Source organism: Pseudomonas gingeri (genome assembly GCF_013386165.1).
GTDB lineage: Bacteria > Pseudomonadota > Gammaproteobacteria > Pseudomonadales > Pseudomonadaceae > Aquipseudomonas > Aquipseudomonas gingeri_C.
Genome location: NZ_JACAOS010000021.1, coordinates 393140 through 415930 on the forward strand (window position 1 = coordinate 393140; position 22791 = coordinate 415930).

Genomic DNA, 22791 nt, shown 5'->3' on the forward strand with positions numbered 1-22791 from the left:
CTAGTATCGGCTCATCAGCGGTATTGATCGGCTAGCCCCCGAATCCCGCGACCATTATAAAAAGCCGAGCGATACCAGCATGACCGAGACTGCCTGCGACCTCCTCAATCATCTGCTGATCGACAATCAGTCCTTCGTCTTTGTCGACTTGCACAAGATGCTCAACCCCGCGCAAGTCGCAAAGCTTCCTTACTCGATTCGAATCCTTCTGGAAAACGTCGCCCGCTGCTCGCCTGAGGCGCTGCCATCAGTCCTTGCTCGTGCAACGGGTGATGGTCCCGATTGCGAAGTGCCTTTCCAGCCCAATCGACTGATGTTCCACGACACGACCTGTCTGCCGGCGTTGGCCGATTTTGCCGGGATGCGTGATGTGGTTGCCGAATTGGGTGGCGATCCTCAAGCCATGAATCCGCTCATCCCGGCAGTGCTGACCATTGACCATTCGGTCATCGTCGAGCGCTACGCCGAAGCCAATGCTGTCGAGCAGAATCTGGAGATCGACTTTCGTCGCAACAGCGAACGTTATCGTTTTATCAAATGGGCTCAGAAGAGCCTCGACAACTTTGGTGTGATTCCGCCCGGCACCGGCATCATCCATCAGATGAACATGGAAGCCCTGGCTCAGGTGGTCTGGGAAAGTAGTACACAGGATGGTCAGCGGTTGCTGCATCCAGACGACATGGTCGCCACCGACAGCCACACCCCTATGATCAATGCCATCGGTGTGCTCGGTTGGGGGGTAGGCGGTCTCGAAGGTCAGGCGGCGATGGTCGGCGAGCCGGTGCCGATCAGCTTTCCCAAGGTCGTCGGCATTCGGGTGACCAACGTCATGCGCCCCGGTGTTACGGCAACCGACCTGTCGCTGCACGTTGCTGAAATACTGCGCAAGCGGTCGGTAGTGGGCAAGTTTGTCGAGTTCACCGGACCAGGCCTTTCGACCCTTAGCTGGGCGGCTCGTGGCACCGTTTCCAACATGGCACCGGAATACGGCGCGACGGTGGTGTTCTTTCCGTTCGACGATGAAACCCTGGCCTATCTGGAATTGAGCGGGCGACCCGCAGAACTGCGCCAAAAGGTCATCAGCTACATGAGCGCTCAGCCGTTGTGGCGCCGTAATGAGTCGCCCGAACCGGTATTCGACGAGCTGATCGACCTGGACCTCGCCAGCATTGAGCCCAGCGTTGCCGGACCCCATCAGCCGCATCAGCGCCAGAAACTGTCAAACGCAGGCGCGTCTTTTCGCAATGAAGTACTGGGCGGTGAGGGGTTAATTGCTGGCCCCGCTAAGCAGGACTTTTTCGAACCCTCGTTCAATGAGTCCATCACCCATGGCGCCGTCGTGATGTCGGCGATCACCAGTTGCACCAACACCGCTAATCCGTCGCAGATGATCCAGGCAGGTTTGTTGGCGCGAAATGCACGCAAGCTGGGTCTCAATCGTAAACCCTGGGTGAAGACATCGCTGTCGCCTGGCTCCCAAGTGGTGGCGGATTATCTGGCGCAAGCACGGTTGCTTGAGGACTTTTCTGCATTGGGTTTCGACCTCGCGGGTTTCGGCTGCATGACCTGTATTGGTAACTCCGGCAAGCTCGAAGAGCATGTTGAGGTGTTCGCCGATCAGGGCTTGAAAGGTGTAGTGGTGTTGTCTGGAAACCGCAATTTCGAAGGCAGGGTCAACCCCAAAGTGCCTGCGGGTTATCTGGCGTCTCCGGCGCTGTGTGTGGCCTATGCCATCGCCGGCACCATCGACATCGATCTTGAAACAGCGCCGCTTGGCCACGACCAGACCGGACGGCCCGTGTTTCTGGCCGACCTGATGCCAAGCGATGCCGATATCGCCAGCCAAGTACTTGAGGTGGTCAAGCCTGAGTTCTTCAAGCAACGGCTTGAGACGGTGTGGGATGGCACAAGGCACTGGCAGGCGCTTTCTGCTGAGGGCAGTGTGCAATTCCCGTGGAGCCCTGAATCAACGTATCTGCGTCGACCACAATATCTGGCTGATATTAAGGCTGATCCCAAAGACAGCCTCGCTATCAGCGGCGCGCGCGCCTTGATGGTGTTGGGGGACAACGTCACCACTGACCATATCTCCCCCGCAGGCGCGATTCCTGCCAACAGTTTGGCGGGGCAATGGTTATTGGAGCGAGGCGAGGATCCCCAAGACCTCAATCAGTACTCGACGCGCCGTAGCAACCACGAAGTGATGCTGCGCGGTGCGTTCACCAACAAGTCGGTGAAGAACCTGCTGCTGGGTGACACCCAGCCGGGTCTTGGGGCTTGGGCCTGGAATACCGACCATACCAAGTGCCTGCCATTGTATGAAGCCGCCAAGAGTTACGCGCAGCACCAGACACCCATGGTGGTGTTCGCGGGAATCAACTATGGCGCCGGCTCCAGTCGTGACTGGGCTGCCAAAGCACAGGCGCTGCTCGGCGTAAAAGCTGTCGTTGCGCAAAGCATCGAGCGCATTCACCGCAGCAACCTGATCGGTATGGGGGTTATCCCCCTGCAATTTCAGGCAGGTCAGAAGGTGACTGATCTGGCGCTCAACGGTGACGAGCGCTTCGATTTCCTCGGCCTCGATGATCTCACGGTCGGCGACAACCCCGTGACGCTGGTGATCCACCGCAGCAACGGCGAACAACAAACTGCGTCTCTGGGTGTGCGCGTCGACTCATTGCAAGAGATTCGTTATTTAGCCAACGGCGGTGTCCTGCCTTTTGTGATCCGAAAGGTTGTGCAGCGCACCAAACACTGATTTGACCGTTTGGCTCGGTCGCGGGCCAAGCATTTGCGAATAACAATAATAAGGACGCCGCTATGCAAGGCGATGACAAAGACGCAGGCCCCCTCGACGCTGGAATTCAAGCTGATGGATTGCTGCCTGTCGGTGCGACACGTCGGACACTTCTCAAGCAGATCGGCGCTGTCGCTGGCGCCTCGATTCTGGGCGCACTATTGCCGTCAGGCATTGCTCTGGCTGCCGATCCTCTGAACAAAAAAACAGCTGTTACGCGGAGAACCACCCCTATGTACGCCTATGTCGGGTCTAGGACCACACGTGAGCGCAATGCCCGAGGCGACGGCATCACTGTTTACCAAGTCGATCAGGAAAAGGGCACGTTGACCCAGGTTCAAGTGGTCAAGGATCTGGTGAATCCATCTTTCCTGGCGCTCAACAAAGCCTGTGATCGGCTATATACCGTGCATGGGGACAAGACTGACGTCAGCGCTTTCAGCATCGACACGTCCACTGGCAAGCTGACCTTCATCAATCAGCAGAGCTGTGAAGGCAAAAATCCGGTACACCTTGCGCTTGATCCAAGCGAGCGATTCCTGGTGGTCTCCAATCACATCGGTGGGTCGCTGGCGGTGCTGAATGTCGCTGAAGACGGCTCGCTGGGCAGTATGAATCAGTTGCTCAAGCTCGAAGGTCCGATAGGGCCACACCGCGTTGAACAGCCGTTTTCCAAGCCTCACTTCAACCCATTCGATCATACCGGCAACTTTGTGTTGGTCCCCGATAAGGGCCTGGACAGGGTGTTCAGCTTCCGTTTCGACAATGGCAAGCTTTTCCCGGCTGATCAGCCATTTGTGACCACCCGTGAGGGAGCAGGCCCACGGCACCTGGCGCTGCATCCTCGTGCACCATTTGCGTACGTGGTCAACGAACTGGATTCGACCGTAACCACTTACCGCTTCAACGCGCAAAACGGATCACTGAGTCCTATACAGGTGTTGCCGTCGTTGCCCGCGACCTTTACTGGCAATAGCCGCGCCTCTGAAATTGAAGTGGACCGCAGCGGGCGTTTTCTCTATGCCTCCAATCGTGGCTATGACAGCGTCGCGGCATTTTCCATCGACCAAGGCACCGGGATGTTGGCGGCAGTCGAGTTCATGCCTACAGATGGCAAGACTCCACGCTTCTTCACCCTGACGCCGAACGAGAAATTCCTGTTCGCGCTCAATGAGGACAGCGACACGATCATCTCGATGGCAGTTGATCCGAAAAAAGGCAGTTTGAGAAAAACCGGTTTTTCGGTTTCCACAGGCAGCCCGGTTTGCATGATTTTTTCGGCCTGAACTAACGCCGATTTACGTACACGAGGGCCAGCCATGTCTGGCCTGAAGTGAGGTTCACATGAACAAAAATAATACGCTCGATGAAACCGCGATTGTCCGTAAAGTCACGCTACGCATCATCCCGTTCGTTTTCCTGTTGTACATCGTGTCCTATCTGGACCGCGCCAATATCGGCTACGCCGCCTTGCAGATGAACAAAGAACTGGCGCTGTCCAGCGAAGCATTCGGGTTTATCTCCGGCATCTTTTTCATTGGCTATTTTCTGTTTGAAGTGCCGAGCAACGTCATGCTCAACAAGTTTGGCGCAAGGGTATGGATTGCGCGGATCCTGGTGACCTGGGGTGTCATCGCGGCGTTGACCGCCTTCGCTCAAACCGCCAATCAGTTGTACGTGCTGCGGTTCTTTTTAGGTGTGGCCGAAGCCGGGTTCTTTCCAGGCATCATCGTCTACCTGACCTTTTGGTTTCGCTCCAAGGAGTTGGCGACGACGGTGGCACTCTTCACGGCCGCCATTCCAGCGAGCTACATCATCGGTGCGCCGATGAGCACCTGGATCATGGACAACATCAGCTGGCTCAACTGGAGTGGCTGGCGCTGGATGCTGTTTCTGGAAGGCATTCCTGCGGTATTCCTGGGCGTTGCCTGCTTCTTCTTCCTGACGGATAAACCTGAGCAGGCCAAATGGCTCAAACCTGAGGAAAAAGACTGGTTGATGGCCGAGCTTGAGCGCGACCGCCTGAGCCGCAAAAACGTCAAGAACTTGAGTGTGGTCAAGACCATGACCAACCCCAAGGTCCTGTATCTGGCATTTATCTACTTCGTTTATCAGTGCGGCAGTCTGGGCATCGGTTACTGGATGCCACAGATCATCAAAAGCTTCTCCGAATCCCTGACCCATACGCAGATCGGTTTGATTGCCATGCTGCCGTACATCATTGCTACCGCCGCCATGATTCTCTGGTCGCGTAGCTCTGATCGACGCAATGAACGCAAGCTGCACTCAGCGATTCCATTGCTGGTGGCGGCCCTGGGTCTGCTCGGTGCCGGTACATTGCAGAACCCTTACTTGGCAATGACGATGATTTGCCTGGCATTGTCCGGCCTGTACAGCTTCAAATCACCGTTCTGGGCGTTGCCAACATTGTTCCTGAGCCGCTCTACGGCCGCTGTTTCGATTGCTGTGATCAACTCAATCGGCAATCTCGGCGGCTTTGTCGGTCCCTCGCTGATCGGTATGGTCAAGGGCAACAGTCAAAGCGCCGCCAATGGATTGCTGTTCCTCAGTGCTCTGCTATTGGCAGGATTCTTGATGGCTGTCCTTATGCGTGTCACCAATAAGGAAACACCTGAACAGCTTTCGGGTGTCGGCCGTGAAGCGCACTGAAGATCTTCAGTAAGCTAACGCTCAATCAGCTTTTGTTTACCACCTGGAGTCGTCAATGAGTTCCATCTACAGCGCTGTCCTCAATGAGCTTGCCCCACAAGGCGTGCTGCGTGCCGCGATCAACTTCGGCAATCCGGTACTGGCGCAGAAGGGCGCTGACGGCTCCCCCCAAGGCGTGTCTGTGGCCTTGGCAAAGGCCTTGGCCGAAGAGCTGGGCGTGCGGCTGGAGATGGTGACTTTCGAGGCCGCCGGTAAGGTATTTGCCGCATTGGAACAGGGAGTCTGGAGTCTGGCGTTCCTGGCAATCGAGCCTGTACGTGAGGAGCAAATTGCCTTCAGCGCTCCCTATGTGATCATTGAGGGGACCTACTTGGTGGCGTCTGACTCGCCGTACGTCAACGTCGAAGACCTCGATCAGGAGGGGCTGCGCCTGGCCGTTGGCAAAGGCGCAGCTTATGACCTGTTTCTGACACGAACACTGAAGCATGCACAACTTGAGAGGGCAGAAACCTCAGCGGGCGCCGTGGACCTCTACGTCGCCCAAGGACTGGATGCGGCAGCTGGAGTGCGCCAACCATTGGATAAAGTGGCGGCTGCGGATGCTCGTTTTAGAGTGTTGGAGGGCGATTTTACTTCGATCCGCCAAGCGATGGCCGTTCCCCGACATTGTTCGGCTGCTGCCGCTTATGTAAGCGATTTCATTGGCCGCAAAAAAGCCGAAGGATTTGTCCATAAGGCGCTCGCGCAAAGTGGGCAGGCGGACGTAACTGTGGCGGCGTGATAATCGATTTTTCAGCATCCAGTACGATTGCCGTGCGGGGTGAAAGATCGAACATTCACACAGAGCTGAGTGGCTGCAACGGGTCCAGGCTGTGTGAAAACGTTTTCGGTCGCAGAACATGGCCAAAACGAGGCCGAAAACCGTGATTCTACGTAAAATCCGACTCGGCTTATCAGCCGAGCATTTCCAGATTTTGGTTAGAAACGCGCGCTTCAGTTACTGATCAGGGTTTTCACACAGCTTGGACCGATTGCTGTCTGTTGCTAAGGGCGCAGTCGGCCATGCGCCGGGAGATGATAAGCCAGAGTATCACCACGCGGCGGGGCCTGCTCTGGAGGGTTTCCAGCAACCGAGCCTGAGGCCGTCCGGTGCCGATATCACTGGCGGCGCTCGTTTGGGTGGGGGCCAAGATGTTGATAGGCTGCCGGGTACTCACCCATGGCTCGACGCTGATTTTAGAAGCTGAGTAAATGCATAAATAGCCAGGTTGATGTCATCCTGAGTGTCACCGTCCCATACCTCTACCGAGGTCAGTTCAACTTTTAGATGAGCGATCCGCTCCTGGATCTCTGCAATCTCTGCCTGACCGCATTGCTGTGCGATCAGTGCCCAGTTGGCAGCCGAGATACGTTCATGAATGGGTTGGCTGGCTCGAGCTTCAGCGATCAGTGTTTTCAATTTACTCATGGCGGGCATTCAGGCTGTAGAAGTCCTTTTATTCGGTAGCGGTCCATGACAGCCGCCGTGCATGCGTTTTCACGCCACCTAGGTCCAAAGCTGGCTCAGTCCACCGACGTTGGATGCGGATAATCACTACTGCTACCCAGAAGAATCCAGCGCTTGCCCAGCGCATGAACGTCGTAGGCGAACGCCCAGAACACCGGATAGGCTGGGTGACCCTTTGCAAACCAGAAAGCACTTACCGCGTCAGCCTTGTCGACTTGTGCACTCTGCAAAAGCTTTTCAGCTAGGGCTGTGATCTCTGTCCGTTTACCTGCCAAGTCCTCAGGACCTGAGCCTGCATCACCGGGGTAAAACAGCGACTCAAGGACGTGCTCGCGCACCTCGCTGACGCCTACGGGTCTTGAGCCACCCACCATACTGGACAGGGACACCGAGGACCTCAATGCCTCCTCCAGCGATAGAGCGGCGTCGAGAGGACCATACACATTGAGCCAAACGCTGTAGTTGTAACCGTATAGAAGGTGTTCGAGCCTGAGAACGTCATCAGGTTTGGGATCAACAGTCACCTGCGAGGTGCCTCCATGGCCAATTGAGTTTGAACAATAGGCCGTGAGTCTATTGTCGAGAGCAGCTAGCCTCCAAGCTGTTTTTCCATAACAACCGTGCGTTCAGACCCATGAAACTCATCACGGATTTTCTGATAACCCAACGTTGCGTAGAAGCTCTGCGCTGTAATTGATGACGGCACCCGCAAAGCACCAATACCTGAGCTGGCTGCCGTAGCCTGAATGACCTCCATCAACTGCCTACCAATACCACGACCTTGGTACGCTGGATCAACGAAAACGCTTCTGACTACATCACCCTCAAGGCTTGCAGTACCGGCAATATCTTCGCTTAGCCAAGCGACGAACACCTTGCGCTTACCGAGCAGTGCGCTGACTTTTTCTGGAGTAAAGCTCTTCTCAACCTGAGTGATCACGTCAGGTGAGTAATCGTGTGAGTTCGACTTTTGCAAAGCAGCGATCACCACACGGCTGATCGCTGCTGCATCCTCGCTTGTTGCTGGGCGAACCTGACATTCCATGTTGGGAACCTTTATCCTTGACTGTCACAGCCTAGTCCAGCTTGGTGTTCACTTGGGATTGACCGCGTGACCCGTGCTCCTGGCCCAAGCCGTGGCGCCGCTAGTCTGTGCGGTGGTCCTGGTGCAGGTCGTCCCTACCTAGCCTCTGGTGATACTGGGTAACTTCTCGTCCTAGGCGCTTTTTTGGGGAGGGCTCTAGTCGCACAGTGTATGCAGCGAAACTCATTCGCTCGCCTCAGAACCAACGTGGAGCAGGTGACCACTCGATGGATATCCGATTTTGCGGCAACCGTATGCCTGGAAACCCGGCCGAAGGAACATGCGATGAGTACAGCTTGAGCGAGGTCTCCAGCATGGGTGATTTAGTCGAGGCGTATCGAACGATCGCCGCCAACCACCCTGGTTTCAGGCCGCTCCTCTCGCTTGATGACTTGTCCCAGGCACGCTACACCTCGGGGCATGCACGCAATAGTTTGGGGCTGGACGATGCCACGGCGCTCGACATCGCTGGATTACCTCCAGAATGCTTCGAACACGGTGAGTACATTGGTTATCCAACGACGAAGGCCGAGTTCGCCCTCTGCTTTCGCAATTTCACGGAAATGGTTGCAACGGCTACGTTCGAAGAGGCCTGCGCTCATGGCCTGACCCTTGATGAACATGGGCTGCAAGAGTGGGTGAGTTATCAGGAAAACCCTGTTTCACTGCTCGATCAGCCGCTCTCGGCCCTCCTGGTACCGGTCGAGCATTCCTATCAGGCGCTCGCCGCGTTTCCCAATGGATATTTCACGAGTGATCTGGGCCCCGCGCAAAACTTTGCCGTTGCACGCCATTTTCTCCTCGCGCATGGTTATGAATTGATGGGTGTGGGCGCGTCTTATCTTGGCTTTCTGCGTACAGCGCCTCCAGATCTAGTTACAGTTAATGCGGTGGCAGCAGATTTCTGCGCGCTCTACAACACCTGTCATGAGAACCGGCAATCAGTGGCTTTAGCCGTCATCCAGGCCATCGTCGGTCGCACATACCTTTGGCTGCGCTACGTGGAATAAAGCTCAGCGGTTTGCCCGGTGATTCGAGGCTCATGCAAAAATGCCTTGCGGACATGAAAGCTGAATACCCGGAACGCGCATCAGACGTGGCGTTTGACTGGGCAATTTTTCGAACTACAGCCTGGGGTCTATAGGGCCGTCAGTCCCACTCGGTTGTACAGTACGGTAATGGGGTAGTGGTCGATCGACTGTACTCCCCAGACGACGTGCGTCTGTTCACGAAAATGACGGTTGATGGCACTGATCTCAGTGTGCGATTGGTTATGGAGGAGGGTGAACGTGATCAGGGAGCCACAGAATAACGATCTTCATGTGTTTCTGGCTGAGGCCGAGCAGAATGGGCTGGTACTGGCTGATGTAGAGGCGGCTTGCCTGACGCTGGGCGTCGGTTCGTCGGTACTGTTGAGCAGGCTCTCGGTTGAGGTCGCGGAAGGGTTTTTGTCGGGTACCTTGGCTTTTGAGACCTGCAGCAGCATCATGAACGGAATCGCCAACGCGATCTTTGATTTGGGCATGACAGGCGAGTTTCCGCAGCCCGCGCTTTCGCTTTATCAGGCGTTCGATCAAGGTGAGTGGGGACGAATTGACGACCCTGAAACCAGTCGACCCAGTGAGCAGTACACACGACCCAGGGTCGTGGAGATACTGCGCGGTCTTCAAGGTTAGCCTTTCAAATTTCAGGCGGATGATGCACTGACAATCCATCGATGAGGGGCTGAACCAGGTCACTGATGTTGATCAACCGGCTTATTCGTTTTGCCGGTTGGACCGGGTGTTCTTGCTTTGCCTCATGTGAAAACCGGCAGGGCTTTGGCGCTACCAGTGCCTTACTCTGGCAGAGCCATCTGATCATTCCGGTCGGCGAAGCCCGGCCATAGCGTTTGATCTCCGATGATTAGGGCAATGATGGCGCAGTAAATGGCCCTCATGCGACACTCCCCGCCCTACAAGGCAGGGAGTCTTCGCGAGTCATCCTCCAGTTGCTCCACTCCGGGCGCTTATCTGACGCAGCCTTTGGTTACCCAAGACAAGGATTGTCATGTCTCGTTTATTTAGTCGTGCTCTGTTTGCTGTGGTGGTGCTGTGTAGCGTTCTGGCCTATGCCGACGAAGACGATAGCCAGGGCACAAGCGATGCTTTCAGTGCATTACTTTCGATGCCGCAAGCCCAGCCGGAAGGCGAGGGTAGATGGGAGGTTTTCGCCCCGGAAGATTTTAAGGCCACCGATGAAACCGGCCTGATTGAATACCTGTCGAATCAGAACCCCGACATGCAAAAGGTCGCATTCCACGGCACACTTTTGCAGCATGCCGTGCGCGCCAATATGAAAGACGTGGCCATGTGGTTGATAAGCCAAGGTGCTGATCCATTGGCGACGGTCGCTGGTTTTTTACACGAACCAGACGCTCTTGGCCTGGCTATCTACATGGGCCATTGGAGCATCGTTGATGCGCTGCTGGCGCTGCCGGTGTATCAACGGTTGTCGGCTCAACAACTGACTGACCGCTATCTGGTTCAGAACCCCACCTCGCTCGATGAACTGTTGGCTCGCCACTTCGCGGCCCCGACTGGCAAGCTGGGTGCTTGCATGCTCAAGTACGAGCTGGAGCGAGGTGCCGTCCAGCAAGCGCTGGAGGTGGACAGCCGGCAGTTACCCGCGCCCGGCGAGCTGGACAGGTATGGCGATTGCCAGGGTGTTCATCCCTCCGAGGATCAGTCCGCTCGTGGTTCTTTTAAAACAGTCGACCTTGTCGCCTGGAAAAAGCTCGACACGCAAATGCTCTCCCCGATATTCGGCTATTTGCTTCAGACGCTGGCTTCTGCCGATGACGTGAAGGCCCTGTTTGCCTCGGACTTGCGTCGCCCGGACCAACCAGAGGAGCTGGCTAAGGTGCTGCTGCCGTGGATGGTGGCCAGGCCGAGAACCTCGAGTGGAATCGACCCTGCGCCTTTGCCCTTCGCTGCGCGCAAGGCATTGGCTGAGCACCTGCCGGCGACGGTCCTGAGTCCTTGGTTGGCTGATTCGAATAATCTTTATAGTTGGTTGGCAATCGCCGCAGCGGATTCTTTCGAGGCGTTCTCCTGGGCTCTGGCCCTGGTGCCGGATGAGACACTGACGGCAAAGTCTGCGGATGCAGCCCACGCGGGTTTGCAGGGTGTAAGGACCATCGAACAACGGCAGATGATCGGGGCAGCCCTGTTGCAGCGCAGCGCATTACGGCTCGACGGCCAGCACGTGCCGCGGCTGCTTTACGCGGTTCCGATATCGCTATGGCCGGAGTTGTTCAGGCACGGTTATCGTGTTGAAAACACCTTGGCCATTGAGGGGGGGGAGCACTCCCATCAACCCGACGAAATCAGCGACTGGCTCGGGCGTCCGGTTGCTGACCTGCAGCAAAGTTGGCCGCTGATGACCGCGCAACTACCAGGTCTCGCCGATAGCGTTATTGAAAAGCTCATGCGTCCGTTTGGCCGCAAGCCCTTCACCTGTACCAGTGTTTCAGATTCGCCCCAGGCTGATCAGATCACCAACCTAACCGCGCTGATCCAATTGGGTGCAGTTGTTCATCCGCTTTCTTTCCCCAAGGCTTGCGCGCTAAACACTGCCCCTAAGGTTTACGCCCAGCTGCTTGCGTTGGGTGTTGTAGCGCCGGTTGCCGACGTGGCGAGTGCTGCACGGTTTGTCTTCGAGCCTGTGAAGTGCAATTTCTTGCCGAGCGACGGCTTGTTAAAGTCACTTCTGGCTCCTGATGAAGAGGGTGATTATTCCAGACAACTGCATTTCGAGACGGTGCAGTTGCTCGACGTACCTGAGTCCGATAACTGCGCGATGGTCGTGTCTGGTTTTTGGAACATGGTGGGTTCGGTAGATAACGACGATTTTATGTGGGGGTACGAGCGTATGAACCCCTGCGGCGATAGGCCTGAAGTAACGGAGTCGCGGCTTGAGCGTCATGGTGCCATTGAGGCGGTCCGCTTTGCAGGAGGTGCTAGCGCCGGGCTATTGGGCCTGCGAGATACTCAGGATGGGAGGCGGTATTATCTGGCATATGCAGAGTCGGGTGATCGTTGTAGTGGTGGGCTTGCACCTCATCTTCTGGCCTGGACTAAAAGCGCTCCTTATTATCTCGAAGAGGTCTCTGCCTATGCCCCGGTCGCTCAGGCCCTGCAAGCGCAATGCGACCTGCAAGGCGATTTGAATGCATGCCTGGACGCTGCGGATAACTCTAGAGAGGGTCATTCCACAACCTGGGACGCGCCACACGATGTGGACGAGTTTATCTATGACACCTTCACTGCCCAACGCGATGACTACCTCGGCGCGGTGCAATCATTTGACTTGACTAGGCTGCACCGTTGGGGTCAAACCCCTGTTCCTCCGAAATGGACACTCGCCGCAATCGATGCGGTCAGCCACGCCACCCTGTCAGTCCCGGAAAAGCGTCGGCGAATAGCCTGGTTATTCAAAAAACCGGCGCAGCTCAAGGCCGCGCTTGAGAAGCGCGAGTCAGATGAAGTCATACTCGATCTGGCCGATTGGTTACCACGGGAAGATTGGCGGCCACTCATTACCGCCCTTCATGTTGAAAGCACGCCGCCGAGTGTCGAGCCCTGGTCGACCCTCGCCAGCGAAGCCCAAAGCAGCAAAAATCCAAAAGCGGCCTGCCAATTCCTGACCGTGGTCGGTCTGCCTTGTCATTGACTTTCTGCCAGCGTCGACAGCAGGGGAAACTGGGCGATCCCTCCTTTGGGGCACGGTAGGGATGGTAGTAACGTGCTACACCCCACACAGATCCGTATGTACGGAACTACCGCATACCTACTCGAATCGGTACCGCCGACGCTTCCCAATCCGGAAAATTTAGGTGAAGCCGAGCACAGGGCGAAGTAGATGACTTTCTGGTTGTCGTTACCGAAAAAACCAAATGTTGCAATAGGAGATTTTTTATCGTGTTATCGGAGCCAAGTTTACTCAGGTCGAGTTCGTCGACGAAAACGTCAACGACTCGCACTGGATTTCTTGGGCTACGTAAAGGCGACGATCAGTTTAAGCTCTAGATTACCTGAGTTGAAATTAAAGCACTCGGTTTTGATTGTGCGTTAAAATAGTATTCCCGTTCGTAACTCGGCAATTACTACATCGTCAGTCTGCGATACACCGCCAGGCTGATGCCAGTATTGAATACCGGGCTGCACGTACAGCCATGGCGCTAGGTTAAAACGGTAGAAGACCTCCGAATCCACCTCATAGCTGTTGACCGGGAGATGCAACGGATTGTCGAAATCCTCTGCCTGCAGTGCGGTGTTCTGTTCGCGGTTCGAGCGAGCCCAGTCAGGGCTGCCTTTGAGCCAGGTGAAGCCGATCCCAAGTTTGTCCTGACGCCGCTCTGCAAAAGGGCCTTGAATGCGCAGGCCGGTGCTCACTTTCGCCTCAAGGTCGAATGCGCTGGGGTCGGCATAAGCACCGGACATGAACCATGAGATCCCTGGATCAGTGTGTTGTCGGCGAACGGTCAAATCCTGCTGCAAACCAAAGTAGGCATAGGTACTGTGCCCGCGCTGGCGATAGCCGTTCGGGTCGTTCCAGCCCGCGCCGCCGTTTTCACCCCAATAACGCTCGGCCACAGGCATGCTGGTCCAGGCCGCGCCGAGTTCATATTGCCCTTTGCGCCCGGTAATTTCGGTTTGCCAGGCCAGCTCCAACGGTACGGTGTAACCGCCTCCACTGGCGGTGCTGAAGCCGCCGTCGTTGCTGCTCATGTGCGAGGTATTGCCCTTGTACACGGCAGTCTTGATCGTCAGCTCATCGGTCAGCCGGTATTGCAGCGAGGTCCCCCAAAGGTGCACGTTCCAGTTCGGCCAGGTAGCGCTCGCTGCCTGGCCGCCACAGAGTTGCAGCAGCTGGAAATCACATTCGTTGGTCTGGCTGAAGTCTTGGACTTTGTTTAGCAGGCCAACCCGCCACAGCAGTCGACGATCAAGAAAAGACTGGCGCCAGGTTAGCCAGCCCAGACGCAGTATACTGCCCGGGCCGAGTCCCTCCTGGGCCTTTTCCGAAACGCGATCTAGGCGCGGATCGACCACGCGGGCGAGGGTCAGGTCGTCATTGCCGTTACGTTGCACCAGCAGCCCCTCAATGGCGCCATCGGCAATCCCCACGCGCTGAAAATCCTGCTGGAACATCAGGTGAAACTCATCACCGTAGGACAGATAATGATTGTGACTATCGGCGCCGCCGCTGAGGTTGCTCGCAGCCTCATTCATGTAACCGGTCTGGAAGGTGAAGCCTTGTGCTGCGAGACTGCTTCGCAGACCGCCCATGTCACCTAGCAGTCCCGGCGCGGCCTGGACCATGCCCGGCCAGGGAGTTTGCAACGCATCGGCGAAGCAGGTGACCGGAACGGCGGTTGAAAAAAAGGCGCAAAGCGCCCCGCCCAGACGAGCGTGCAATTGATTCATGCTGGATTCTCGTGAGTGGAGGGGACGCTTAGCGCGACAGTTCTACTTGCGCTTCAGGCACCGGGACGGCGGGTGCGGAACCCTCCTGGCTGTAACCGCGTTCGAAGCGATACATCATCAGGCTGGCGAAGATGCCGACATAGGTCAGCACTGGCACCCAGATAAACCCTACTTGCAGCCACTGCAACGTGTTGGCGCTCTGGATGGCGGTGTTGGGTACGTAATTGCCCCAGGCCAGCAGAATGGCGCCGATCACGCCGCCGATGCTCATGCCCAGCTTGACCCCGAAGCTGGAGGCGGCAAACAGGAAGCCTTGTGCGCGCACGCCGTTTTTCCATTCGCCGTAGCAGACCGATTCACTCATCATCGCGAACAGCAGCCCGATCACCAGGCCCATGCCAAGCTTGGCGACGATGTTCAGCGCGATGAAGCCAACCGAGCCTTGCACCCACATCATCCCCAGCGTTCCGGCGATGGTGGTCAGGCTGCCCAGGGCGACGGTCGGTCTTACGCCCCAGTGCTTGGTCAGCCACGGGCACAGGGCAATCGTCAACATCTGCACCACGGCCGTGCCCATCACGACCGGGATCAAATCCGGGCGTTGCAGGTTATAGGTCATGTAGTACACAGTGAACTGGCTCGCCGAAATCATCCCGACCCAAAACAGTAAGTTGATCGACATGGTTGCCAGCCACGGCCAATTGCCGCGGGTGGCACTCAAGGATTGCCGCCAGGTCAGGGCCTGCGAGTCGGCGTGGGCGGATACCCGTTCGCGGGTGTTGGTGAAGGTCGTGCCCAGGGCAATCAGCGCGATCACAGCACATACCGCCGCCGTGAGCATGAAACCCTGCTGATTATTACCCTGGCCGAGAAGCTGTACGGCAGGCATCGCCACCAAACCGATCAGCAATATCCCGCCGGTGCCGAACAGTTGCCGCAGGGCATTGATCTCGGTGCGTTCCTGAGGATCTGCTGACAGGGTCGGCAGCATTGAGGTCAGCGGTAAGCTGACCGTGGAATAGAGCAAGCCAAGCAAGGTGTAGCTGACAAAGGCGTAGGCAATCTTCCAGTTGTCTGAAAGATCCGGAGTGGCAAACGTCAGTACGCCGCAGATCGCATAGGGCAGGGCGAACCACAGGAACCAAGGACGGTGCTGGCCGAATCGGGTCCGCGTACGGTCGATCAGAATGCCTATGAGCGGGTCGGCCACGGCGTCCAGTAGACGCGCCACCAGGAACAGCGCGCCGATGGTGGTGACCGACAAATGGAAGACATCGGTATAGAAAAACAGCAGGTAGGTGCTGACCAGACCGAGCAATAGGTTGATGCCACCGTCGCCCACGCCGTAACTCAGGCGCTCGGTGAAACGTACGTTTTGACTCATGGGGCAAGCCTCGATTGATTATTGGTTTTGTATCGATTGCTGGATGCCGGGTGATGTACCGCAGCCGATGCTGCGGGCATCAGGATCAACTGCGTTGCAGCGCCTCGATCAGCATGTCAAACAGCACTAAGTCCTCGCGCGCATCAGCGGGGTTGGTCTTGATCGGCGCGCCGCTGACGATCGCGTTGTGCAGGTATTCGAGTTCCAGAGTGTACGGGTCGACATAGGTCGGGCGTACGCGCCGTTCCTGATACACCCCGTCGATGGTTTCGCAGTAAGTCAGGGTCACCGGCAGGCCCTTGATATACGGCGTGTCGTACTCAATGCGCAGGGTGCAATGCTCACCGACCACTTCGATCAAGGCATCGAAGCGACCGTTGCTGTCGATCCCTGTTTCGTAGCTGACGTTGAAGCCGTCGTAGGCGAACAGCGCGTTGAAGAACAGGCCATTGCCGGCCTTGGCGGCGGCCAGCACTCGCTGCGGCATGCCCAGCGCTTCGCGCATCAGCGACAGGTCGTGGCTGCCGAGCCCGGCGAGAAAGCGATAGGGCAGGTACCAGCGGCTGTCATCACCCACTGCCTCGGCGAGTTGCGCTGCAGCACGGGCCTGGCGGTCCGTCACTTGCTCGGGTGCCACGTCATCGAAGCGTTTTGGGTAAGCTGCAGACTGCTCGACGAAAAACGCATTCGGGCCAATGATGTCGCGCACCCGTACATACAGGATCTTGTCCATCTGGCGAATGTGCTCGACCGCCTGGACGAAGGCGCTGGCGTAGCGACGCATGTAACCGATCATGATCCGCACGCCGTGGGCTTGCTCGGCATCGATGATGCGCTGCAGGTCGCGGTGGGTGAGGGCGGCCGGTTTTTCGATGAACACATGCTTGCCATGCTCGGCGGCGCGAACCGCGACATCGGCGTGGTACTCATCGCTATTCAGCACCATCACCAGATCGAGCCCCGGTTGTGCCAGCAGCTCTTCCAGTTGCTGCGTGGCGTGCGCGATGTTGAACCGCGATTGGACGTGGTCGAGGGCGCCCTGCGACACATCACAGATCGATACGACCTCGAACAGATGCGACAGCATCGCCAGGGTCGGTAGGTGCACCACTTGGGCCACTTCGCCGATGCCGACCAGACCTACTTTCAAACGCTTGCTCATGCGAAAATTCCTCTTAGACGATGCCCATCAGGCGCGACAGGTTGCGATAGCTGACGGCGACGCTGTCCAGCTCGTCCATGTCGGTGGCGTCCACCTCGACGACGATCGCCTGGCTTTTACAGTGGCTTTCGGCGAGCGCAAGAATGTCTCTGACCGGCATCACGCCATGCCCGACTTCGGTGAAATACGCTGGCGTGATGAATTCGCGTATGGCGTCCAGGTCGATCGCTCTCTCGGCCGGCCAGTCAGCCAGGATGTCGACCTTGTCCAGCGCAGCTGGCATGTCCTTCTGGTGGATCAGCCCGCAGCGGCTGCCGAGCTGTTCGAGCAGCGCCAGTACATCAACCCCACCGCGCATGGCCCAATAGGTGTCGACTTCGAAGCTCACCAGCTTGGGATCGGTGCGCTGCACCAGGGTGTCGAAGGCGGATTGCCCACCAAAGCGCTGAAACTCGTGAAAATGATTGTGATAGAACAGCCTGATGCCGTCTTTGTGAAGCTTCTCGCCCAAGGCGTTGAGGCGGTCGGCCAACGCATCGACCTGCTGCTGATTGTCGAGGAGCTCGAGGGGGATGACCGCGTTGCGGCAGCCTGTCTGCAACAGGTAATCGATGGCCTGGCTCAACTGGTCATCGTGGGTGAGCCGCAAGTGCGCGGCGATCAGTTTCAAATCCTGGCTGGCGAGGTCTGCAGCCAGTTGGCTGGCGCTGGTCTGGCCCATGCCGAATATATCTTCACCGCTCAAGTCCAGGGGTATTTCAACGGCCCTGTAGCCGATCGTTGCCAGGCGCTCCAGGGTTGCGGCAGAGTTGCTGGCGAAGTGTTTTCTTATCGAGTAAAGCTGCACTGCGAGGTCCATGGATCTCCTCCTTCTGGCCGGAATACGCGAGCCGACTCGGCCTGAGTTTGTTTTTATGAGTAAACGTTTACTCATCAAAGCCTAGGCCATGATCTGTTGCGTCGTCAACAAGCAAAAGAAAAAATTACCTTGGTGGCGACTTATCCTTGAATATTGATGCACATAAGAGTAAACGTTTACCCATGACAAACATGACTATTCACGAAATCGCCCGGCTGACGGGTGTGTCCATCGCCACCGTCTCTCGGGTCATCAACGGCACCGGGCGCGTTGGCGCGGTGACACGCGAAAAAGTCCAGGCTTGCATCGCCGAACAGGGATTCACCCTGAATCGCCATGCGAGCAGCCTTCGCAGTGCCCGCAGCAACTTGCTGCTGGCGCTGGTGCCGGACCTTGGCAACCCGTTTTACGCCGAGGTGATCAGGGGCATCAATAATGTCGCACGGCGTCAGGGTTACAGCCTGCTGGTGTGTGACACCGGGGCTGAGGCCGAGGCCGGGCGTACCTTCTACGAAATGCTGAAAAACCATCAGGCTGACGGTGTGATCTGCCTTGATCCGGAAACCACCCAGCACGCACTGGCCCAGGATGCCGCGTTGATGCCGTGGGTCGCTTGCTGCGAGTTCGACCGCGACGCCGCCGTGCCTTATGTCGGCATCGATAACGCCGAAGCGGCGCGGGCGGCAGTATCTTATTTGATCGGCCGCGGTTATCAACGCGTCGCCCTGATCAACGGTGATCCGCGCTTCCTCTATGCCCGTGAGCGTGAGCGCGGCTTCCGCGAAGCGCTGGAACAGGCCAGCTTGCAACCGATGCTCGACGGCATCGTCGTAGCCGGCGATGTTGGCATGGAAGACGGCCGCCTGGCCGCCTCGCAACTGCTCGCTCTGAAGGTGCGCCCGGATGCGATTCTCGCCGCCAGCGACATGCTGGCCATCGGCGCGATGCTGGCCATCCGCGAAGCCCGGCTGTCGATCCCGCAGGACGTGGCGGTCATGGGCTTCGACAACATTCCGTTCTCTGCCGCCACTCAGCCGGCGCTGAGCACCGTTGCCCAACCCTCGCTGCGGCTGGGGGAAAGCGCGGCCAAGCTGCTCCTCAATAAAATCAACAATCCCAACCAGCCGTCCAGCGGCGTACTTCTCGAGCACGAGCTGGTCGTGCGCGGCAGTACGTAAGCCCGGCGGCATTAGGAGTTACCATGAAGACCCTCAAGGGGCCCGGGCTGTTCCTGGCCCAGTTCGCGGGCCAACAGCCGCCGTTCGACACGCTCGACAACCTGGCGCGCTGGAGCGCCGGGCTTGGTTTCAAAGGCGTGCAGATCCCGAGCAATGTCAGTGCCCTGTTTGATCTCGAACTTGCGGGCGAGAGCCAAGCCTATTGCGACGACATCCGCGCCACCCTGGATCGGCATGGCCTGGCGCTGACTGAACTGTCGACCCATATCCAGGGGCAACTGGTGGCAGTGCATCCGGCTTACGACGAACTGTTCGACGGCTTCGCCCCGCCCGAAGTGCGCGGCAATCCGGCGGCTCGCCAGGCTTGGGCGATACGTCAGTTGCATTGCGCGGCCAAGGCGTCGAGGCGACTGGGGCTGGATGTTCATGTGACGTTTTCCGGTGCCCTGGCCTGGCCTTATGTGTATCCCTGGCCGCAACGCCCGACGGGTCTGATCGAGGGCGCCTTCGAAGAACTGGCCCGGCGCTGGCTGCCTATCCTCGACGCCTTCGACGAGCAGGGGGTAGACCTGGCCTACGAGCTCCACCCTGGGGAAGACCTGTTTGACGGCGTCAGTTTCGAGCGCTTTCTGCAGGCGGTGAACCAGCATTCGCGTTGCCACATTCTTTATGATCCGAGCCATATGCATCTGCAGCAAATGGATTATCTGGCGTTCATCGACCGCTACCATTCGCGTATTCGCGCCTTTCACGTCAAGGACGCCGAATTCCGTCCGGATGGCTCCCAAGGTGTATATGGCGGTTATGCGGGCTGGACTGATCGCGCTGGGCGCTTTCGCTCGCTGGGTGACGGGCAGATCGATTTCGGCGGGATCTTTTCAAAACTCGCGCAATACGATTTTGCCGGCTGGGCAGTGCTGGAGTGGGAGTGCGCCTTGAAGCATCCCGAGGACGGCGCCCGTGAAGGTGCAGCCTTTATCGACAAACAGATCATTCGCGTCACCGAGCACAGCTTCGATGACTTCGCCAAGGCGCCGCTGTCGCGCACGACCTTGAACACTATGCTTGGCCTGCCCCAAGGAGAGTCGCGCTGATGAACAGACCTATTCGGATCGGCATGGTCGGCGGTGGCGCCGGTGCATTCATCGGCAATGTGCACCGTATTGCCTTGCGCCTGGACGGTCAGTATCGGCTGTTGGCGGCGGCGCTGTCGTCCAACCCGCAACGGGCAGCGGACAGCGCCCGTGAGTTGTTCATCGACCCGGAACGCAGTTATTCCGACTACCGCGAGATGGCCCGGATCGAGGCATTGCGCGAAGACGGCATCGAGGCGGTGGCCATCGTCACCCCCAACCACCTGCACGCCCCGGTGGCAACGGCTTTTCTCGAAGCAGGCATTCACGTGATCTGCGACAAGCCACTGTGCCTGTCGCTTGCGCAAGCCCATGAATTGCAGCAGGTTGCCGAGCGCAGCAACCGGTTGTTCATGCTCACCCACAATTACTCGGCCTATCCGCTGATTCGCCATGCCCGCGAGCTGGTCAACAGCGGTGAGCTGGGTGAGCTGCGCACCGTGCATGTTGAGTACGCTCAAGGCTGGTTGACCGAAGCGCTGCCTGACGAGGGGTGGCGCGGCGATCCTGCTATGGCCGGTGCCGGCGGTGCCCTGGGCGATATTGCGACCCATGCATTTCAGCTGGTACGGTTCGTCAGCGGGTTGCGCGTGGAGTCACTGGCGGCGGAACTGACCAGCTTCGTGGCCAACCGCAAGCTGGATGATTACGTCCAGGCCATGCTGCGTTTTCAAGGTGGGGCACGGGGCGTGCTATGGGCCAGTCAGGTCGCTGCTGGGATGGAAAATGCGCTGCAGATCCGCATCACGGGCAGTCGCGCATCGATCAGCTTCAACCAGGAAAATCCCAACCAGCTATGGTTTACCCGACACGGCCAGCCCGCGCAGTTACTCACACGCGGCGGGCCGGGGATGGGCGACACAGGGTCATGGGGCGTGCGGGTGCCAGCCGGGCATTCCGAAGGCTATCTGGAAGCATTTGCCTTGCTTTATCGCGATTTTGCTTCACAGATACGTTCGTTTCCGGATCTTGAATCATTGCCGCCGGAGGCGCTGCTAACCCCGACGCTCGCGGACGGTATCGAGGGGATGGCATTCATGGACGCAGTGCTCAGAAGCCACGAACTGGATAGCCGTTGGGTTAGCTTCTCCAGACCTTAGATCTAGCTGAATCGACACTCACTGCAAAACGAACGCATGACTCCAGGCTCAATCGTGCTGAAAACTCAGCACCATAGACAGAGGCAGCCTCCACATTTGATTTTTAATGCCGCGAGAAGTTGCGCCTTGGTCATTGTTGTCCGTCTGCCCTCAGATGCCCGAGGCAGGAGCCGTATGCGGTAGTTCCGCACGAACGGATCTGTGCGGGGGCAGCAGGTAACTGCCGTCCCTACCGCGCCCCGCCGAGGCTATTATGCGTTTACTTAATCGGCTATTGCCGGTGGGTTTGTTGCTAAACCACTATCCTGATTCAACGCATTACACAGTCAAGGCTAGGAGTTTGCGCTAAACACCGTATGGTATTGTTTCGTCAGCACAACAACCTTGATTGATGGGCAAGCACCACCTGAAAAAGTGATCTCTAATTGTTTGATACGCTCAGTTTCTGTCTCAGTGGGTACCTTTGATGGATGTTTTCCATTCGATGCAGGTTTACGTCAGCGTCATCGACACCGGCAGTTTTACCAAAGCAGCACAGGCCCTTCAGATGCACAGACCTGCGGTGTCCAAGATGATTCAATCGCTTGAGCAACGCCTGGGGGGACGATTACTGAACCGAACGACTCGACAGCTCAGCGTAACGCCTGAGGGTGATGTCTTTTATCAGCAATGCAAAGCGATCCTGGATAACGTAAACGAAACGATGTCGTCACTCGGGAATCGGCCTGCACGTTTGACCGGGAAGCTGCGTATTGATATGCCGGTTGCACTCGGACAACGGCTCATAATCCCGTCGCTGATGGATTTTCAGACCCTGTATCCAGGTATCGAACTGACCTTAGGCACCAGCGACAAACCCATCGATATGTTGAGCGAAGGCGTGGACTGTGTCGTACGCCTGGGCGCGCTGGAGGACTCCAGCTTGATCGCTAGCGGCATAGGAAATCTTCCCATGCTCACGTGCGCGTCCCCCAGCTATCTTGCGCGATTTGGAGAACCTCAGACGCTCGATGACTTGGACAAGCACCAGGCCGTCAACTACTTCTCAGGCCACGCCACCCGCGCCATTGAATGGCTCTTCAGCATTGAGGGTAAGGTGCAACCAATGCGCTTGAGGTCCGGGTTAAACGTCAATGATACCCAAGGTTTCGTGACATCAGCGCTCGCCGGGTTTGGGATGATTCAGGGTTTGGAGCTTTCGGTACGAGATCATCTGGTCCAAGGCACTCTGGTTCAGGTGCTAAAGGATTACCCTGTCCCTGCCAAGCGCGTCTCTATCCTGTATCCCCATAGAGATCTTTTACCACCGAAGGTCGAGGTCTTTGTGGAGTGGCTGAAGGCATTGATGGCTACGCACAATTTAAAATGACAGCGATTGGTATTTTGAGGATAACAATCTGTATCTCCAACTGATCTTCTTTGTCTTACCCGGAGGATTTACCTTATC

The 22791-nt window shown here is 57.3% G+C and carries 18 protein-coding genes; 11 read left to right on the forward strand and 7 right to left on the reverse strand.

Going from position 1 to position 22791, the window contains the following annotated elements; translation table 11 throughout:
- Positions 1 to 79: 79 nt before the first annotated feature.
- The 4 genes from acnA to HX866_RS26960 all read left to right on the forward strand — a co-directional run bounded on the left by acnA (position 80) and on the right by HX866_RS26960 (position 6248).
- Entirely contained in the window at positions 80 to 2758 is a 2679-nt protein-coding gene (acnA, locus tag HX866_RS26945) for an aconitate hydratase AcnA (protein ID WP_177140749.1), read from the forward strand.
- 272 nt (positions 2759 to 3030) lie between these two features.
- Positions 3031 to 4083, forward strand: a complete 1053-nt coding sequence (locus tag HX866_RS26950) for a lactonase family protein (RefSeq protein ID WP_177140830.1) — start codon at positions 3031 to 3033, stop codon at positions 4081 to 4083.
- A 58-nt stretch (positions 4084 to 4141) separates the two neighbouring features.
- Positions 4142 to 5467 carry an MFS transporter gene (locus HX866_RS26955; RefSeq protein ID WP_177140750.1) on the forward strand — a complete coding sequence of 442 codons (1326 nt, stop codon included), beginning with the start codon at positions 4142 to 4144 and terminating at the stop codon, positions 5465 to 5467.
- A 55-nt stretch (positions 5468 to 5522) separates the two neighbouring features.
- Positions 5523 to 6248, forward strand: a complete 726-nt coding sequence (locus HX866_RS26960; protein ID WP_177140751.1) for a transporter substrate-binding domain-containing protein — start codon at positions 5523 to 5525, stop codon at positions 6246 to 6248.
- A gap of 432 nt (positions 6249 to 6680) precedes the next feature.
- On the opposite strand, the gene HX866_RS26965 is transcribed toward HX866_RS26960, so the two are convergent.
- The 3 genes from HX866_RS26965 to HX866_RS26975 form a co-directional block, all read right to left on the reverse strand.
- Positions 6681 to 6935, reverse strand: coding sequence for a hypothetical protein (locus HX866_RS26965; RefSeq protein WP_177140752.1), 255 nt, complete (start codon positions 6933 to 6935; stop codon positions 6681 to 6683).
- 95 nt (positions 6936 to 7030) lie between these two features.
- Complete coding sequence (locus HX866_RS26970; RefSeq protein ID WP_177140753.1) at positions 7031 to 7498, reverse strand: hypothetical protein; 468 nt, start codon at positions 7496 to 7498, stop codon at positions 7031 to 7033.
- A 65-nt stretch (positions 7499 to 7563) separates the two neighbouring features.
- Complete coding sequence (locus HX866_RS26975) at positions 7564 to 8019, reverse strand: GNAT family N-acetyltransferase (protein WP_177140754.1); 456 nt, start codon at positions 8017 to 8019, stop codon at positions 7564 to 7566.
- 266 nt (positions 8020 to 8285) lie between these two features.
- Between HX866_RS26975 and HX866_RS26980 the strand changes: the two genes are divergently transcribed.
- The 3 genes from HX866_RS26980 (at position 8286) to HX866_RS26990 (ending at position 12771) form a co-directional block, all read left to right on the forward strand.
- Positions 8286 to 9068 carry a hypothetical protein gene (locus tag HX866_RS26980; protein WP_256345014.1) on the forward strand — a complete coding sequence of 261 codons (783 nt, stop codon included), beginning with the start codon at positions 8286 to 8288 and terminating at the stop codon, positions 9066 to 9068.
- A 279-nt stretch (positions 9069 to 9347) separates the two neighbouring features.
- Positions 9348 to 9734, forward strand: a complete 387-nt coding sequence (locus HX866_RS26985; protein WP_177140755.1) for a hypothetical protein — start codon at positions 9348 to 9350, stop codon at positions 9732 to 9734.
- A 373-nt stretch (positions 9735 to 10107) separates the two neighbouring features.
- Positions 10108 to 12771: a hypothetical protein gene (locus HX866_RS26990; protein ID WP_177140756.1), complete on the forward strand. Its 2664-nt coding sequence runs from the start codon at positions 10108 to 10110 to the stop codon at positions 12769 to 12771.
- Between the two features lie 398 nt (positions 12772 to 13169).
- On the opposite strand, the gene HX866_RS26995 is transcribed toward HX866_RS26990, so the two are convergent.
- The 4 genes from HX866_RS26995 to HX866_RS27010 all read right to left on the reverse strand — a co-directional run bounded on the left by HX866_RS26995 (position 13170) and on the right by HX866_RS27010 (position 17933).
- On the reverse strand, positions 13170 to 14528 hold the full coding sequence (locus HX866_RS26995) for a carbohydrate porin (protein WP_177097199.1): 1359 nt from the start codon (positions 14526 to 14528) through the stop codon (positions 13170 to 13172).
- A gap of 28 nt (positions 14529 to 14556) precedes the next feature.
- A complete protein-coding gene (locus HX866_RS27000) occupies positions 14557 to 15912 on the reverse strand; it encodes an MFS transporter (protein ID WP_177097198.1) in 1356 nt (451 codons plus the stop codon).
- 85 nt (positions 15913 to 15997) lie between these two features.
- On the reverse strand, positions 15998 to 17074 hold the full coding sequence (locus HX866_RS27005) for a Gfo/Idh/MocA family protein (RefSeq protein WP_177097195.1): 1077 nt from the start codon (positions 17072 to 17074) through the stop codon (positions 15998 to 16000).
- 13 nt (positions 17075 to 17087) lie between these two features.
- Positions 17088 to 17933 (reverse strand): sugar phosphate isomerase/epimerase family protein, encoded by an 846-nt coding sequence (locus HX866_RS27010; protein ID WP_177140757.1) that lies wholly within the window; start codon positions 17931 to 17933, stop codon positions 17088 to 17090.
- Positions 17934 to 18124: 191 nt separating this feature from the next.
- Between HX866_RS27010 and HX866_RS27015 the strand changes: the two genes are divergently transcribed.
- The 4 genes from HX866_RS27015 to HX866_RS27030 all read left to right on the forward strand — a co-directional run bounded on the left by HX866_RS27015 (position 18125) and on the right by HX866_RS27030 (position 22713).
- Positions 18125 to 19111 carry a LacI family DNA-binding transcriptional regulator gene (locus tag HX866_RS27015; RefSeq protein ID WP_177097191.1) on the forward strand — a complete coding sequence of 329 codons (987 nt, stop codon included), beginning with the start codon at positions 18125 to 18127 and terminating at the stop codon, positions 19109 to 19111.
- Between the two features lie 23 nt (positions 19112 to 19134).
- Positions 19135 to 20205, forward strand: a complete 1071-nt coding sequence (locus HX866_RS27020) for a sugar phosphate isomerase/epimerase family protein (RefSeq protein WP_177097189.1) — start codon at positions 19135 to 19137, stop codon at positions 20203 to 20205.
- Positions 20205 to 21344 (forward strand): Gfo/Idh/MocA family protein, encoded by a 1140-nt coding sequence (locus HX866_RS27025; RefSeq protein WP_218179777.1) that lies wholly within the window; start codon positions 20205 to 20207, stop codon positions 21342 to 21344. The genes HX866_RS27020 and HX866_RS27025 overlap by 1 nt, the downstream gene beginning before the upstream one ends.
- Before the next feature lie 466 nt (positions 21345 to 21810).
- Positions 21811 to 22713 carry a LysR family transcriptional regulator gene (locus HX866_RS27030; protein WP_177097186.1) on the forward strand — a complete coding sequence of 301 codons (903 nt, stop codon included), beginning with the start codon at positions 21811 to 21813 and terminating at the stop codon, positions 22711 to 22713.
- The last annotated feature ends 78 nt before the right edge of the window (positions 22714 to 22791 follow it).